Origin of the sequence: Halorubrum distributum JCM 13561, from assembly GCF_000337395.1 — an archaeon.
Taxonomy (GTDB): domain Archaea; phylum Halobacteriota; class Halobacteria; order Halobacteriales; family Haloferacaceae; genus Halorubrum; species Halorubrum distributum.
The window spans coordinates 34329-49509 of the sequence record NZ_AOJF01000038.1 but is presented as its reverse complement, the minus strand read 5'-3'; the positions used below and the strand labels follow the sequence as shown (position 1 = coordinate 49509).

Sequence of the window (15181 nt, the reverse complement as noted above, 5' to 3'; positions counted from 1 at the left end):
CCGATCATTCTTCAGTGCGTCCCGACCGTCACCGCCAGAACCGCTTCGCGAGCCGCGAGAAGAGCCCCTCGTCCGGCTCCGCGACCGCCTCCCACAGGCGGAACGCGCCGGCGACGTCCGCGACCTCGCTCGCGACCAGCTCCTCGTCGTCGGGCGCGACGACGATCAGGTTCACCTCGTAGTGGCCGTAGTAGCCGAACTTCAGGAGCGTCCTGTCGCGGAACCCGTCGACGAAGTCGGCGACGTCGTCGGGGATCCGGTCCGCGACGAGCGCGACGGTGACGTCCGTCCCGTAGTGTTCCTCGTCGCCCTCGACGCGGTCGTCGGCCACCGCGTGGGCGAACGCCACGAGGCGTTCGAGCTCGGCGACCGACGGGGTCGAGACGCGCCGAGCGAACAGGAACTCCATCATGTCGTGGTCCGCGTAGCTCAGCGCCGGGTGGAGGAACTGCTTCTGGTTGCGCACCCGCATCTCCGCGGTCAGATCGAAGCGCTCGCCGTCGACGACGACGTCGCGGTCGAGGTCGTAGCTGTACATCAGCCGGTCGGAGACCCGGTCGAGGTACTCGTCGTCGTAGTCGGGGACGGCCTCGCGGATCTCGGCCGGCAGCTCCTCCGGGTCGCGGCGGTCGTCGCCTCCCGCCGAGGTGGTCCCGTCGCCGCCGGTCGCGTCGCCGCCCTCCGGCGCGGCGCGCTCACTCATCGTTCGGGTCGTAGGCGACCGCGTCGCCGTCGGCCGGCGGCGCGCCGATCGCGAGCACGGTGACGGGGCCGTCGGCGTCGGCCGGGTTGTACGCGCGCTGCGGGCTCTCGGGGTCGACGACGAACAGGTCGTCCGCGGGCACCTCGTAGGTCTCCTCGGGCGTCTCCACCGAGAGCGTCCCGTCGAGCACGTAGAACGCCTCCTGTTGCGTCTCGTGGTAGTGGTACGCGAGCGGGAGCTGTTCGCCCGGCTCGGCCCTGAATCGGTTGATCGCCGCGGCGTCGAGGCCGCCCGGCTCGGAGAGCTTCCGGCACTCACACGGTCGGTCCGGCTCCGGGTCGACCGAGTCGACGTCGACGACGCGATATCCCATGCCAACGAATTCCACGGAGCGCTAAAAAGCGCGTCGGGAGCGGTGTGCCGGGGTCGGAGCGGGGCACCGGGGCAGAAGCCCGCAGCGGGCGAGACCGATCGCCCGGAACGGCCGCGATCGGGGCCGAGGCACGCTTTTAAGAAGATAGACGGCGTAGCGTGGGGTGAGAAACCATGACAGACGAGCGAGACCGGTCCGACGGGGGCGACGGCGTGGTCGAGGTGGAGGCGTGCGGACGGTGCTCGATGTCGACCGTCGTGGGCGCCGTGAGCGGAGACCAGGACTCGGAGGAGCGCGCCGAGCGCGACCCGTTCGCCGGCGAGCGAATCGAGGTCGACGAGTCGTCGTTCCGGCAGATCTCGCCGGGCGGGTTCCTCAGCGACCTCAAGAACCGGGTGGACGAGCTCGGCCGCCGGCTCTCCTACGGCGAGTAGCGCACGCAGGCTCACGGACGTCCCGGCCCCGTTCGCTCGCCCGACGCTCGCTCGCGCGCAGTCGGGGAAACTTATACGCGTTCGTGTCGTAACGGGGACAAGCGATGGAAGAGAGCATCTCCGGCTTCAAGGTGCGCGGCGACTGGGGGGACGTCGTCGAACACGGCGAGCGGGTCGCCCTCGCGCTCCGGGAGGTCGGCGTCGACGGCGACGCCTACTACGAGTTCGACGAGTGGCGTCCCAAGACCCACGAGCGCATCGACGAGGACGTCTCGGAGAAGACCGCGGCGCAGGCCTCCGTCGACGAGGGGGAAGGCGAGCGCGCGGGGCAGTCGCCCGGCGACGACCTCCAGACGGCCGGCGAGAAGCTCACGGAGTCCTACGAGAAGGTCGAGGAGAACGACACCGAGAGCGCCCGCGAGAGCTGGGGGGAGTCGATCGGCCACGTCGCCCGCGCGGCCGACTCGGCCAGCCGGAAGGCGCTCCGGAAGGTGGAGGACGCCGTCTACCGCAACGTGATGACCCAGATGGCGCCGTACTACTTCGACAACGAGCTCGTCAGCGCCAACATCCAGGAGGTCGCCCGCGCCGAGGACGGCGAGACGTTCGTCTTCGAGGTGAACGTCAACGACGACGAGCTGAAAGACGAGGTGTCGGACGTCCTCGACGAGTACGAGTCCGAGATCGACCGCTGGCACGTCGAGACCGAGAAACGGACCGACGACGTCGCGGCGGCCGAGGGCATCGAACCGCCGGCCGAGGATGGCGGGCCGGACTCGACGACGACGTGAGGACGGGAGCGGTCCCGCCGACCACGCCGGCGCATCGCCCGCGCCGACGGCGCGGCCGCCGCGAACGCCGAGACACATCGGTCGCTTTTAACTCGCCCACCGTCGAATCAAACGCATGAGCGAGGTACTCCGAGTCGAGGCGGGCGAGCTGTCCGTCGACGAACTCATCGACGCACTCAACGACGGCCGGCGGATCCTCGTCGACGTCGAGGTCGCCGGCGCCAGCCACGAGGTCGCCCTCCGCTACGACGGGGAGACGTACCACTGCGACACGCCGACGAACCTCCATCGACACGCGGACGAGTCGGGAATGCGAGGCTGTATCGACCAGATGGGGTACGCGGCGGAGGAGTGACGGCTAACGCCGGCCCCCGGCCGAGCGGCGGAGACCGACATTTAACCTCGCCGCGCGCGAACCGGTACCCATGAGCGACCCCGAGATTGAGGACCTCGTCGGCGACGCCTCCCCTTCCTTCGAACACGTCCTCTCCTGCGTCTTCGGCGTGCGCGATCACGAGAGCCGGGCGTACCTCGAACTGCTCGAGTACCCGGGCAGCACCGTCTCGGAGCTCGCCGACGCGCTCGATCGCGACCGGTCGAACGTGAATCGGTCGCTGTCGACGCTCCGCGAGAAGGGGCTCGTCGAGCGCCGGCGGCGGCTCCTCGACTCCGGCGGCTACGTCTACCAGTACACCGCGATCCCGGTTCCGGAGGCCAAGCGACGACTTCACGATGCCCTCGACGAGTGGGTCACGGACGTCCACGACGCCATCGACTCGTTCGACCCCGACGAGACCTGAGCCCGGTTCGCGGGGCGAGGGCCTACTCCTCCGCCTCGTCCGACTCCTCGCCCGCGGTCAGCCCGTCGTCCTCGGGGCGGTCGAGCGCGCGCTCGGCGTCGTGGTACTCGGAGTAGCCGTCAAACCAGCGAGCGATGCGCTCGATGCGGTCGACGATATGTGCGGGCTCGCCGGACCGCGAGAGCTCGTGCCCCTCGCGGGGATACCTGACGAACCGGGTGTCGACGCCGTTCTTCCGGAGGATCCGGTGGTACAGCTCCGCCGTACAGATCGGCGTCCGCGTGTCGTCCTCGGAGTGGATCAGGAGGGTCGGCGTGTCGACCGCGTCGGCGTGGCCGGTCGGCGACTGCTCCCAGAGCCACTCGGGCTCCTCGGACGGCACCGCGTCGAAGTCGCCCTCGACGAGCTTGTAGGCGGCGTCCGTCGAGCCGTAGAAGCCGGTGAGGTCGTAGACTCCGCGCTGGGAGACGGCCGCGCGGAAGTAGTCGGTCTGCCCGACCGCCCACGCGGTCATGAAGCCGCCGAAGGAGCCGCCGGTGACGAACGCGTTCGACGCGTCGATCTCCGGGCGGTCGGCGACCGTCTCGACGCCCGCCATCACGTCGCGGAGGGTGACCGCGCCCCAGTCGCGTTCGATGGCTTGCATGAACTCCTCGCCGTAGCCGGTCGAGCCGCGCGGGTTCGACCAGAAGACGGCGTAGCCGCGGGCCGCGAGCGTCTGGAACTCGTGCCACATCGTCCCCGCGGTCGACCACATCGCGTGCGGCCCGCCGTGGATCTCGACCGCGAGCGGGTACGGTTCGTCGGTATCGGTAGCGGATTCCGGCGGCGTCAGCAGCCACCCCTGGATCTCGACGCCGTCGTCCGACTCGAAGCGGAGCTCCTCGGGCTCGCCGACGGCCCGCTCGGCGAGGTAGTCGGCGTTCAGCTCGGTCAGGCGGGTCGTCTCGTCGGCCGCGGCGTCGTACGCGAACGCGTCGCCCGGGTGGTCCCACTCGCTGGCGGCATAGGCGACGGTGACCGACTCGGGGCCCCCGCCGGCCTCGCCGCCGACGGTCGCGGCCGAGACGGTTCCCGGTCGGAGCAGGCGCTCGGGCTCGGCGCTCCCGTCGGCGGGGACGTGCCACAGCGCCGTCTTCCCCTCGTCGGGCGTCGCGAAGTAGATCGTCTCGTCGTCCGGCCCCCACTGCGGGGTCGTCCCCCGGCCGAGGCCGCGGTCGAGGTCGCCGGTGAGGTCGGTGACGGCGCCCGATTCCGCGTCGAGGACGCGGAGGTCCGTCGGCTGCATCGACACCCTGTCCGGCTCCGCGTGCGTGAAGGCGACGCGGCCGTCGGCCGTCGCGGCGAGGTCGGCGCCCCAGCCGGTCGTGGTGTGGACGCGCTCCGCCTCGCCGGACGCGAGGTCGTGAGCGCGGATCGCGATCTCCACGGAGTCGTCGGGGTCGTCGCCGACCGCCTCGGTGTAGTACAGCGTGTCGGCGTCGCCCCACGACGGGGCGGCGAAGTCGGCGTCGCGGTCGGTGACCCGCGTGACCGCCCCGGACTCGGCCGGGTCGGGGTCCGTGACGCCCCCGACCGTCGCGTCCGCGTCGACGACGTACACGCCGGGACGGCGGCCGTCGAAGTAGCGCTCGGCGGCCCGGTAGACGGTCCGGTCGATGACGCGCGGATCGGGGTGCTCCTCGGGCTCGTACTCGTCCGGTACCGCGAGGTCGCGGTCGGCCTCGCGGTCGTCCGCGGTCACCGACTGGACGAACGCGATCCGCTCGCCGTCGGGCGACCACGCGATCGAGGAGACGCCGCCGACGACGTCGGTGACGCGGCGGGCCTCGCCGCCGTCGAGCGGGAGGACCCACAGCTGCTGGCGGTCGTCGTCCGCGCCGCGGGTGGAGGTGAAGGCGATCCGGTCGCCGGAGGGGCTCCAGCGCGGTTCGGCGTCCGAGCCCTCGGGGAGGGTGAGCCGGCGCGGGTCGCCGTCGCCCGCGGCGTCGACGAGGTACACCGTCGTCTCGTAGCTGTCGTCGTCGTTCGGCTGTCGGCGCACGAAGGCGACGCGGTCGCCGTCCGGCGAGATCCGGGGGTCGGCCGGGACCGCGAGGTCGTGGTAGTCGGCGGCGGTGACGCGCTCCATGCGCGTCAGTCGGACGGGGGAGGCAAAAGGCGTCGGGAGCCGGAAAGGCGATCGGCCGCTTCCGGTGGTCCCCCGTGAGATCGCGCCCGCTCAGTCGCCGCCGTTGTCGAACGCGAGCGAGACCCCGTCGGCGTCGACGGTCGCGCCCGCGGCGCAGACCGGGTGTTCGAGGTCGGCCTCGAGGAGTTCGGTCGCGGCGCCGCCGGCGTCCGTCGCGGTCAGGTCGTACGGCTCGGGGGAGTCCGTCTCGTAGGTCGCGACGACTGTCGGCTCGTCGACGGCCTCGACGAGCAGCGCGTCGCGTCGGACGGTGCCGATCACCGCCGCGTCCGCGCCGACGACCCCGGCGACGCGGGGCGTGTCGTAGTGGTCCTTCTCGAAGTCGAGCGCGAGCAGCGTCGACGCGAGCGCGTCGCGGGCGGGGTAGCCGCGCTCCAGTTTCTCTGCGATCGGGTCGACGTGCGATCCGTTGCCGAGGGCCGCGAGGGGCTCGCCGGTCGGGCTCTCGACCGCCCGCGCGCAGTTGTACGAGACGTACGGGTTGTCGGTCTCGGGCGCGTCCGGGGTCGGACCGACGGTGAGGGTCCCGTCTCGGCGGCTGACGCGACGGTTCGGGAACGAGCGCGAGGAGACGCGGTAGCCGCCGATCCCGGGCGCGACGACGACGAATCGTCCGACGTACATACAGCTTCGTGCGGATTAGGTCGTGTAAAACGCGTCGATATGTCCACGAACGCGATCCGGCAGCGGAGCGAGGCGACCGGCGACCCCGCGACGGGGAGACCGTCGGACGCGGGAGCGTCAACCGATGGCACGGCGGCCGCAACGCGCAACGCTTACAAAGACGTGCGGGCTATCGGAGAGTGCGCAGTCCATTGGGGTAGTGGCCAATCCTGTTGCCTTCTGGGGGCAACGACCCTGGTTCGAATCCAGGATGGACTACTTCTCTCGCGTCTCGCTTCGACTGGAACGGAGAGACGTCCCCGTCTCGGGGTTTCCACTTGAAACGAAGGGGTCCCGGTCAGCGGTCCTACCCCCGCTTACTTCTCGACGTCCAGCAGCGCGACGCGCTCGCGGACGACGTCGGCGAGGTCGCCGTTCGTGGCGGCGAGCTCGCGGTCGGTGACGGCGTAGAACTCTCGGACGCGGCCCTCGTCGAACGCGGCGTCGAGCGCGTCGCCGTCTGGGATCTCGGTCGAGCCGACGGCGAGTTCCCGGACCGCCTCGACCGCTCCGTCGAGGTCCGCCGTGGGTCGGTCGGCGCCGGGCACGTCACCGAAGTCCGCGACGAGGACGACGGCGGCCTGCTCGCCCTCGGAGACGCCGAGTTCGAGGGCGCGATCGATCTGTCTGCGACCGGCCGCGTACAGCAGGACCTCGACGCCGGGGTCGCGCGCGACCGCCTCGCCGCGGGCGATCGACCGCGCGGCGAGCCGCGCCGCCTCGCGGAGCTGGGTCGCGGAGACGACGAGGTCGGCGTCGAACGCCTGAACGACCGCGCCGGTTTCTTCGGCGACCCCGTCGAGGTCGGCGAGGAACGCGTCGAGGTCGTCGATCGCGAAGGTGCCGCGGACGAGGCGGACCGCGGGCTCGGGCGCCGGCTCATCGTCGACGTCTGGCGCCGGTTCACCGTCGGCGTCGACAGCGGGATCAGTCACCCGAAATCACCCAGGCTCGCCTGTCCGTCGCCGTCGCCGTCGGCGTCCGCGCCCGCGGTGGCCGCCGCGCTCGCCGATCGGTCCGGGTCGACGCCGTCGAGCGAGGGGTCCTCGCGGCCGGCGTTCTCCAGAACCCGCTCCGCGGTGCGCTCGCGGCCGCGGAGCGCGCCCAGCACGACCGCCTTGTCCGCTTCACGGAGGTCAGCCCGGCTCTCGATGCCGGCCTCGTAGAGGCGGCGGGCGCGCTTGCGCCCGACGTTCCGGACGCCGGCGAGGTCGAGCAGCTCCTCGCGGACGCCGTACTCCAGCCGCTTGCGGGCCTCCCGCACCTGGACGACCACGTCGCCGTCGATCCCCTCCACGTCGCGCGCGAGCGTCTCGGCCGCCCGGAGGAGCCACTCCGCGGTGTCGACCTTCCCGCGGATGTCGCCCGGGCCGACGCCGTACCGCTCCGCGATCCGGTCTTCGTCCACCTCGTTCGCCCAGTCTTCCAGCAGGCGCGCCGTCTTCAGCGCGGCGAGCCAGTCCTCGAAGCGCACGTCCTCGTACTCGGAGGGCACGTCGCCGAGGAACTCCGCCTCGCGCTCGTAGCAGACCTCGGTGTACTCCTCGCGGTCGCCGGACTTGAGGTACAGCTCGTAGGTGTCCGGGGTCCGGCTGACGAGGTGATAGAGACCGAGCGGGGTGACCGCGGGGGAATCGCCTTCCGACTCCGCCGCCTCGACGCCGGAGTCGCTCCCTTCGTCGCCCTCCCTGGTGTACGTCGTGAATCCCGGCTCGTCCGCGTCGGGGTCGGCGCCCGCGTCGGCGCCGTCCGCCGGAACGAACTCGCCGCTCTCGGCGCCCTCGTCGTCCGCGCCGTCCGCCACGGTCCGGAGGCCGTCGAGTATCTCGGCCGCGCTCATCGGGTCGAGGTAGAGCCGAGAGACGGTGTGGCCGATGCCGGTCGCGGCGAGGCCCTCGCTCCCGCCGTCGCGGTCGCGGTCGACGAAGCCGTTGACTTCGAGGTAGTCGAGGACGGTGTCGGTCACCGCGGCGAGGCGCCCCTCGTCGTCGGTCTGGGTCGCGTAGAGGGTGTTATCGAGGAAGGAGAGCAGCCCGTCTCGGGTGGCCGCGAAGCCGGACGCGACCGTCGCGAGGACGTGCGTCCGGAGGGCGGGCTCGGCCGCCAGCTTCGAGCGGACCGGCTCGGCCTCGGCCCAGACGTACCGGTCGAACAGCTCCTCGCGGGTGTCGGCGCTGTTCGCGAGCAGCACCGCCTCGCCGTAGGGGTCGAGGCCGGGCCGACCCGCGCGGCCGCACATCTGGTGGATCTCGAGGACGTCGAGGGGTTGCATCCCGCCGAACTCCCCGTCGTAGCGGCGCCAGTCGCGGACGATCACCCGACGGGCGGGGGTGTTGACGCCGGCCGCGAGCGTCGGCGTCGCGGAGACGCACTTGATCAGCCGGTCGCGGAACGCGTCCTCGATCAGGCTTCGGTGCTCGCTCGCGAGGCCGGCGTGGTGGAACGCCGACCCCTGCTCGACCGCGTCCGCGAGGTCCTCGGAGGTGTCCGTGTCGGAGACGCCGCGGATCTCCTCGGCGAGCTCGCGGAGGCGGTCGCGCTCGTCGCCGGTGAGCCGGGGCGCCGTGACCTCGCCCAGCTTCCGGGCCGACGACTCGGCGTTGCGCCGGGAGTTGACGAAGACGAGCGAGGAGCCGCCCTGGCCGTCCTCCTCGGTGTCCAAGGCGTCCGCGACGAGCCTCGCGGTCTGGTCCTCGCCGCGCTCGACGGGGACCTCGCGCTGGCTCCCGTCGTCGAAGTTGATCGCGTTGCCGAAGTGGACGCCCGTCCGCAGCTCGATGGGGCGCCAGTCGGACTCGACGAGCTCGGCGTCGAGCCAGTCGGCGATGACGTCCGCGTTGCCGACGGTCGCGGAGAGCGCGACCGTCTGGAGGCCGGGGTTCACCTTGCGGAGCTTCGCGAGGGTGACTTCGAGGGTTGGTCCGCGGTGCGAGTCGTCGACGAGGTGGACCTCGTCGCTGACGACGCAGGTGAGGTCGTCGATCCACGGCGCGCCGTTGCGGATCAGCGAGTCGACTTTCTCCGAGGTGGCGACGATGATGTCCCTGCTCGCGAGCCACTCGCCGTCGGAGTCGTAGTTGCCCGTGGAGACGCCGACCGTGACGCCGAACTCCTCCCAGCGCTCGAACTCCGCCTTCTTCTCGCTGGCGAGCGCGCGCAGCGGGACGATATAGAGGGCCTTCCCGCCGCGCTCGATCGAGGAGAGCATCGCCAGCTCGGCGATAAGGGTCTTGCCGGACGCGGTCGGCACGGCCGCGACGAGGCTCTCGCCGTCGACGACGCCCGCCTCGACGGCCGCCTGCTGGGGCGGGTACAGCTCCGCGACGCCCTCCGCTTCGAGCGCCTCGCCGACGCCCGCGGGGAGCCCGGAGAGCGAACTCGGTTCCATTACCGGAGTCTGGGCCCCGACCCGATTTAAACCGTCGGAACAGGGCGGTGGCGGGAAAGAGCGAGCGCGGACGCGACCGCCGCCGACGACGCTTATTTATAAACAGATCCGCGGTGGCGCGTGCCTGCGAGCGGCCGGAGCGAAGCGGAGGCCGCGAGGAGCACGCGCGAGGGAGTCAGTCGCCGGAGCGAAGCGGAGGCGACTGACGAGGCTGGGGAGGTGTGAGGTGCGGTGCGGAGCGGTGCGGGGTGGGACTCAAAGGGGCAGCCGTGAGGGCGGCGCAGGCGACGTAAGCACTGGAAGGAGCGAGCAACGCGAGCGACTGAAGCGCGCAACGAGCGTGCGCCGCCCTCACGGCTGGGGCTTTGGAGGTCGCCTCTGCCGACCCACGATCAGCGATTTATAAGCAATCGGCTGGGGCTTTGGAGGTGTTCGCCGCCGATCTGCGATCAGCCATTTATAAACGGATTACGTAGTTTTTGGAAAGAGCCACCGCGTCGACAGCGTCTGTTTATAAACGCAGATCAGGGAGCGACGCCGACCGTCAACAGCGTCCCCCACGTCCGGTAGCGGTCGACCATCGCCTCGCGGGTCTCGTAGCCGTCGACGGGGAACTCGGAGGCGTCGGGAATCTCGGTCTCGCGGTCGGGAATCGCGTCCTGCTCGGCGACGTACAGCCCGGCCTCACGGAACGCCTCGCGGTACTCCTCGCGCGACCACAGCGTCATCTCGACCGAGATGTTCTCCTGCCACGCGTGGGTCGTCTCGCTCTCCGCGAAGTAGTTCACCGCGCAGTAGAAGGTGCCGCCCGACTTCAGCACGCGGCGGACCTCTTCGAGCGTGTGTACGGGGTCGGCCGCGTAGTAGAACGCCTCCATCGAGAAGACGTGGTCGAGCGAGTCGTCCGCGAAGGGGAGTTCGTCGAAGTCGCCGACCAAGAACCCGACCGCGTCGTCGTCGGTGTACCCGCGGGCGTTGGTCGCCATCTCTGGGGCGCCGTCGAGCCCGTACCCGCGCCCGATCCTCCGCTCGCGGAGCGCGCGGAGCGCGTAGCCGGAGCCGGTGCCGAGATCGAGGACGGCGTCGCCCGCCTCGACCGGCATCCGCGCCAAGACGTGTTTCGCGGTGTGCCAGTGGCGGTCCTCCATCCCGCGGTCCTTCCCGCTCGCCGCCCACTCGTCGAACTCCTCGCGGACGCTCATACCGGCCGAAGGAGGAGAGCGGTGAAAAACGGCGGTGTTTTACCGGCTCCGCTCCCGCTCGTGGGTATGAAGCGACCGCGAGCGCTCCGCCGCCCGCACTTCCGGGTGGCCGACATCGCCCAGCAGTCGGTCGGGGGGTTCCTGCTCGCGGGCCCGTTCGTCGTCACCGAGGAGGTGTGGGTGCTCGCCGCGGGGATGAACTGGATTCAGGCCGGCGTGACGGCCGCGCTCGTCGGGCTGATCGGGTACGCCGCCCTGTACCGGGCGGACACCGGCCGCGACGTCGACGAGGAGCCGGAGCTGGTCGGGATCCCGACCCGCTTCGTCTCGCTGATGACGGTCGCGTTCGGCTCCGTCCTCCTGCTGGCGTTGCTTTTCGACGCCCCGCACACGTTCCTCGTCGAGGGGGGCATCGGCGACGGCGCGGTGGTGGCGACGTCCGCGAAGGCCGTCTCGCTCGGCGCGGTGTTCAGCGTCGTCGGCGCCGCGACCGCCGACAGCGTGTTCTGATCCGGGCCCGCGCGGTCCGAGTCAGAGGACGACCGAGACGACCGCGAAGAGGATCAGCACGCCGGCGATGTCACAGAGGTTCGTCACCACGGGGATCGTCGTGTCGTCGGGGTTGAGCCCGATCCGGTAGGACGCCTCGACGGCGGCGACGCTGGCGACGACGACGAGGACGGCGAGACACAGCCCGGAGACCAGCGAGATCAGCAGCACCCGGCCGAGCGCGAGCGACCCGCCGAGCGCGAGTCCGATCGCCCACGCCGCGACGCCGACGGCGCCGAAGACGGTCGCCGCGAGCGCGAACACCGCGCCCGCGTTCGCCCGGAGCGCGGGGTTCGAGGGACTGAGCTCGTAGGTCCCCAGATACAGCTGGGTCGTGAGCCGCGAGCAGGTGATCGACGCGAGGTTGCCGGCCGTCCCGATCTGGACCGGCACCAGGACGAGCAGCGCCGGGTACCGCAGGAGCACCGCCTCGTAGGTCTCCAAGACGGTCCCGGAGACGAGCTGAAGCACCGACAGCGCGGCGAGCAGCGGGATCATCGTCCGGACGATCCGGCGGACCGACCACTCGTCGACCGCCGTCGACCGGGGCTCGGTCACGAGACGGCCCCCACGGCGGCGACCCCGACGAGGAGGAAGAACACGCCGAACACGTCGCCGAGGGTCGTGACGACCGGCCCGATGACGTTGTCGGGGTCGAGCCCGCGGCGGTAGCCGACGAAGATGACCGAGATGAGCACGGTGATCATCAGCACCGCCGAGAGGAACCCGGCGACGACCATCACGCCGACCAGCTGGAAGAGGCTCCCGCCGTCGCCGAACAGGACGAGCGTGAGATAGGTGACGACCGCGATGAACACGGAGACGGTCATCCCGTTGAGGAAGGAGGCGACGACCGCGTTCGTGAGCCGGCGGTCCAGCCGGAACCGCGGCTCGATGAGCCCCTGATGGAGCCCGGTCGAGAGCCGGGCGCCGAGCGAGCCGTACACCCCGCCCCGGGTGGCGAGGAACGCCGGCAGGAGGAGGAGGAGTCCGGGAACCTCCGCGATGTTCGCGCGCATGGTGTCGGAGGCGAGTATCGTCCCCGCGAACAGCCCGGCGATCAGGCTGACGGAGATAACCGGGAGCGCCTGCCGATAGATGTCGCGCGCGGAGTCGTGCCCGGGCATCGAACGCACCGACGGCGGGCGGGGCAAAAAAACCGACCGCCGCGCGCGGCGACCGCCGTCGGTCCGCGAGCGCCCGTGAGCGGTTCGGGGAGCGATCGTCCCATAAGTGTCTGTATCTCCAAACGAAACGGTGGGGTCGGTGGCGCACGGACACGACGCCGACCGAGCGCGACGGGAGCGACCCGGCCGCGTCCGACGGTCTCGGACGGCTCCGGCCCGCACCGTTAAGTCCATCGGGCGAGTTCCGATCCCATGGACTACTCCCTCGCCGTCGAGAACGGGCCGGAGACGATACCGGGCGGGACCGGACTCCTCCTCGTCCACCCGAGCATCGGCGAGACGGACCGGATCGACACGGACTTCTTAAAGACCGACACCGACGCGTTCCTCGTCGTCTCGACGCGGACCACCGCCCGCGAGGTCGAACAGAAGCTGGAGTACTACGACGTCGACGAGACGAAAGCGACCATCCTCGACACGCTCTCCGTCGAGCGCGGGTACTCGCGGCGCACCGCCGACGACGTCTACTACGTCTCCGCGCCGGACGACCTCGACGGCGTCGTCGACCGCGTGGAGCGGTTCCTCACCGAGAACGAGGGGAAGCGGCGCGTCTCGGTCGACTCGCTCACCGAGATGGCCTACTACGCCGACGACGACGCGGTGTACGAGGCCGCCGCCGAGATCCTCGAACTCCTCAACGAGCACGACGCGGTCGGCATCTTCCACCTCTCGGAGGAGGTCCACGAGGTCGCGACGCTCGACCGGTTCCGCGAGCTGTTCGACGGCGTCATCGACCTCGACGGCGAGGGTAACGTCGTCGTCGACGTCTGAGCGGCCGCTTCGCCGCGGGACGCGCGACTCCTCACTCCTCGTCGACGAGCGCCGCGAACGTCTTCTCCGCCCACGCCACCGCGTAGTCGGCCCCGCGCTCTCGGTACGCGGTCGTGTCGAGCGCGCCGTACGGCGCCGGGAGGTCGAGGCCGTGTTTGACCGCCGAGCAGGCGTACTCCGTCGCGCTCGGGAAGTCGGTGTCGCCGCGTGCGACCTCGCCGGAGAGGCCGCCCAGCCGGCCGGAGAGTCGCTCGCCGGCGTCGACCCACGCGTCGAACAGGCGGGGGTGTTCGCCCTCCCACGACGCGAACTCGTCGCGGGCGTGGAGCCCGACCCACGCGTCGAACAGCGCGTTCGCGACCTGGAAGACGTCGGTCGGGCCGAACCCGGTCGTGGATTCGCCCGTCTCGGGGTCGGGACGGCGGATCGCGGCGTCGAGGTCGCGATAGCGCTCGCCGAAGAACGGGAGGAACGACTCGGGAAGACCGGACGAATCGCCGCCGTTCGCGGCGTCACCGTTCGACGAGGCGTCGCCGCCGACTGCGCCCGGCGCCGGCTCGCACCCGATCTGGACCAGCCGCTCGGCGATGAGGAACGCGAGGAAGTCCTCCGGGGTCCCCTCAGCGCGCCGCTTGACGAGGACGGTCGCCGGGTCGGTCTGCGTCGTCCGGACGACCGTCCCGTCCCCGGGGAGCCCGACGGTGAACGCCGGGCCGGCGTGCTTCCGGAGCAGGTCGGGTACCGCTTCGGGAAGCCAGTCGGCGGGGTACGACGCGGGGCCGAGCCCGTCGACGAAGAGACCGAGGTCCTCCGCGGCGGCCGGCGGGAGCGTCTCGAAGTCGGAGTCGACGTCGAGGACGGGCGACCCCGGCGCGTACCGGTCGCGGACCGCCGCGAGGTCGTCGTCGAGCGACCGGGGCGAGAACATCAGGCGAAGACGTACGAGAGGATGATTAGCACCGAGAGGACGGCCGAGACGCCGACCGTACCAACCACGATCTGAGTCGATTTCTTCATGCGCGTTCGTGCGTCCGCCGGTCGTTAAAATCATCCGGTCCGCGGCAAGCGTGCGGCGATTTTATGTCGCCAGACGAGAGTACGGAGGTATGCGAGTTCGTGACGCGGTCGAGGCCGACGCCGCGGCCCTGGGGTCGATGACGGGCCGGCCCGAAGGCGTCGTCCGAAACATGATCCACGACCGGTCGGTACGCGTCGGGGTGACGGACGAGGCGACCGGGCGCGACGACGCGAGCGACGGGGCGGACCCGGCGGGTCGGAGCGCCGACGACGACACCCCGGTCGACGCGGTCGCGGCGTTCGTCGCGTTCGACGTGCGCGACGGCGTCGTCCACGTGACGAACGTCGAGGGCGACCCCGAGGCAGTCCGGCGGCTGTTCGAGGAGCCGGTGCGGTTCGCGACCCGGGAGGGAATGACGGTCGAGGCCGTCCTCCCGACCGACGGAACCGCGGTCGACGCGGCCGAGGCCGTCGGGTTCGCGGCGGTCGGCTCGGGACCGCGGATCGACGGCGCGTCGACGGCGCGGTACCGGTTCGATCCGGAGGAGGGCGGGTGAAGGTCGGAGACGGTGACCGCCGAATCCGAGGCCCGGTCGAAACCCGCCGGTGCCGACGCGCGGGAGCGGCGCCTCGGGACACCGCGCGCGTGTCGGCCGATCGGGCCGGATCCGTCACCCGTCAGCGATCGGTGCTGTCCGGGCGTGCCAGCAGCTCCTGTTCGTATTCGGCGACCGCCTGTACGACTGCCTCCGCGTCCCGTTCGGGAACGTCGAACTCCGCGAGGCTCTCGTCTAACAGCTCGAGCGCTCTCTGGATGTGATCGGGCGTGAAGGGGACGTGAAGGTGCGCTTCGCGGACTGGCGCGGCGTCGTAAGTCTCCGGGCCACCCGCTTTTTCGCAGAGGAAGTCGGTTTGCGTCCGTCGGAGCGTCTCCATGTCCGCGTCGGCGAAGAACGGTCCCAGCTCGTCGTCGTCGAGAAGCCTGTCGTAGAAGTCGTCCACCACGCTCCGAATCCCCTCGTGGCCACCGAGACGTTCGTACAGGGTCTCCTCGGTCATACTCGGCGTATCACGCTAAAATGCGAAATAGCTCACGGAGTCGCGTTACGCGT

The 15181-nt window shown here is 71.0% G+C and carries 19 protein-coding genes; 7 read left to right on the top strand and 12 right to left on the bottom strand.

The genetic code is table 11. The features are described from left to right. Positions 1 to 28: 28 nt before the first annotated feature. Complete coding sequence (locus C470_RS08955) at positions 29 to 703, bottom strand: hypothetical protein (protein WP_008366716.1); 675 nt, start codon at positions 701 to 703, stop codon at positions 29 to 31. Next, positions 696 to 1076: a cupin domain-containing protein gene (locus C470_RS08950; protein WP_004599251.1), complete on the bottom strand. Its 381-nt coding sequence runs from the start codon at positions 1074 to 1076 to the stop codon at positions 696 to 698. The genes C470_RS08955 and C470_RS08950 overlap by 8 nt, the downstream gene beginning before the upstream one ends. A gap of 173 nt (positions 1077 to 1249) precedes the next feature. On the opposite strand from C470_RS08950, the gene C470_RS08945 reads away from it, so the two are divergent. The 4 genes from C470_RS08945 to C470_RS08930 all read left to right on the top strand — a co-directional run bounded on the left by C470_RS08945 (position 1250) and on the right by C470_RS08930 (position 3101). Then, a complete protein-coding gene (locus C470_RS08945; protein WP_008366714.1) occupies positions 1250 to 1510 on the top strand; it encodes a hypothetical protein in 261 nt (86 codons plus the stop codon). Positions 1511 to 1614: 104 nt separating this feature from the next. Then, positions 1615 to 2301 carry a DUF5828 family protein gene (locus tag C470_RS08940; protein WP_008366712.1) on the top strand — a complete coding sequence of 229 codons (687 nt, stop codon included), beginning with the start codon at positions 1615 to 1617 and terminating at the stop codon, positions 2299 to 2301. 115 nt (positions 2302 to 2416) lie between these two features. Next, on the top strand, positions 2417 to 2656 hold the full coding sequence (locus C470_RS08935; protein WP_004599248.1) for a hypothetical protein: 240 nt from the start codon (positions 2417 to 2419) through the stop codon (positions 2654 to 2656). A 70-nt stretch (positions 2657 to 2726) separates the two neighbouring features. Beyond that, positions 2727 to 3101 carry a helix-turn-helix domain-containing protein gene (locus C470_RS08930; RefSeq protein ID WP_004599247.1) on the top strand — a complete coding sequence of 125 codons (375 nt, stop codon included), beginning with the start codon at positions 2727 to 2729 and terminating at the stop codon, positions 3099 to 3101. A 22-nt stretch (positions 3102 to 3123) separates the two neighbouring features. Here the strand turns inward: C470_RS08930 and C470_RS08925 are convergent, their stop codons facing one another. From C470_RS08925 to C470_RS08900, 5 genes are all read right to left on the bottom strand, one after another. Continuing rightward, complete coding sequence (locus C470_RS08925) at positions 3124 to 5232, bottom strand: S9 family peptidase (protein ID WP_008366709.1); 2109 nt, start codon at positions 5230 to 5232, stop codon at positions 3124 to 3126. 90 nt (positions 5233 to 5322) lie between these two features. Then, positions 5323 to 5916 carry an IMP cyclohydrolase gene (locus C470_RS08920; RefSeq protein WP_008366706.1) on the bottom strand — a complete coding sequence of 198 codons (594 nt, stop codon included), beginning with the start codon at positions 5914 to 5916 and terminating at the stop codon, positions 5323 to 5325. Between the two features lie 356 nt (positions 5917 to 6272). Next, the gene (cgi121, locus tag C470_RS08910) at positions 6273 to 6890 is read right to left on the bottom strand and encodes a KEOPS complex subunit Cgi121 (RefSeq protein WP_008366704.1); all 618 of its coding nucleotides are present in this window, start codon (positions 6888 to 6890) and stop codon (positions 6273 to 6275) included. Beyond that, entirely contained in the window at positions 6887 to 9343 is a 2457-nt protein-coding gene (locus tag C470_RS08905) for an ATP-dependent DNA helicase (protein ID WP_008366702.1), read from the bottom strand. Before C470_RS08905 ends, cgi121 begins: the two co-directional genes overlap by 4 nt. Before the next feature lie 524 nt (positions 9344 to 9867). Next, positions 9868 to 10545 (bottom strand): class I SAM-dependent methyltransferase, encoded by a 678-nt coding sequence (locus C470_RS08900; RefSeq protein WP_008366700.1) that lies wholly within the window; start codon positions 10543 to 10545, stop codon positions 9868 to 9870. Between the two features lie 66 nt (positions 10546 to 10611). Here C470_RS08900 and C470_RS08895 point away from each other — a divergent pair, with 66 nt between their 5' ends. Further along, positions 10612 to 11055, top strand: coding sequence for a DUF2391 family protein (locus tag C470_RS08895; RefSeq protein ID WP_004599241.1), 444 nt, complete (start codon positions 10612 to 10614; stop codon positions 11053 to 11055). Positions 11056 to 11076: 21 nt separating this feature from the next. Here C470_RS08895 and C470_RS08890 read toward each other — a convergent pair whose 3' ends face one another. Together C470_RS08890 and C470_RS08885 are read right to left on the bottom strand one after the other, a co-directional pair. Next, positions 11077 to 11652, bottom strand: a complete 576-nt coding sequence (locus tag C470_RS08890) for a magnesium transporter (RefSeq protein WP_004599240.1) — start codon at positions 11650 to 11652, stop codon at positions 11077 to 11079. Beyond that, a complete protein-coding gene (locus C470_RS08885; protein ID WP_004599239.1) occupies positions 11649 to 12221 on the bottom strand; it encodes a magnesium transporter in 573 nt (190 codons plus the stop codon). Before C470_RS08885 ends, C470_RS08890 begins: the two co-directional genes overlap by 4 nt. A 252-nt stretch (positions 12222 to 12473) precedes the next feature. Here C470_RS08885 and C470_RS08880 point away from each other — a divergent pair, with 252 nt between their 5' ends. After that, entirely contained in the window at positions 12474 to 13052 is a 579-nt protein-coding gene (locus C470_RS08880; RefSeq protein ID WP_008366697.1) for a DUF7090 family protein, read from the top strand. 31 nt (positions 13053 to 13083) lie between these two features. Here the strand turns inward: C470_RS08880 and C470_RS08875 are convergent, their stop codons facing one another. Then, positions 13084 to 13980: a DUF7089 family protein gene (locus C470_RS08875; protein WP_008366696.1), complete on the bottom strand. Its 897-nt coding sequence runs from the start codon at positions 13978 to 13980 to the stop codon at positions 13084 to 13086. Then, positions 13980 to 14069, bottom strand: a complete 90-nt coding sequence (locus C470_RS16505) for a hypothetical protein (protein ID WP_421644314.1) — start codon at positions 14067 to 14069, stop codon at positions 13980 to 13982. The genes C470_RS08875 and C470_RS16505 overlap by 1 nt, the downstream gene beginning before the upstream one ends. Positions 14070 to 14158: 89 nt before the next feature. Between C470_RS16505 and C470_RS08870 the strand changes: the two genes are divergently transcribed. Continuing rightward, a complete protein-coding gene (locus C470_RS08870) occupies positions 14159 to 14626 on the top strand; it encodes a hypothetical protein (protein ID WP_008366694.1) in 468 nt (155 codons plus the stop codon). A gap of 121 nt (positions 14627 to 14747) precedes the next feature. Here C470_RS08870 and C470_RS08865 read toward each other — a convergent pair whose 3' ends face one another. Next, the gene (locus tag C470_RS08865) at positions 14748 to 15128 is read right to left on the bottom strand and encodes a truncated hemoglobin (protein ID WP_007345677.1); all 381 of its coding nucleotides are present in this window, start codon (positions 15126 to 15128) and stop codon (positions 14748 to 14750) included. Between the last annotated feature and the right edge of the window lie 53 nt (positions 15129 to 15181).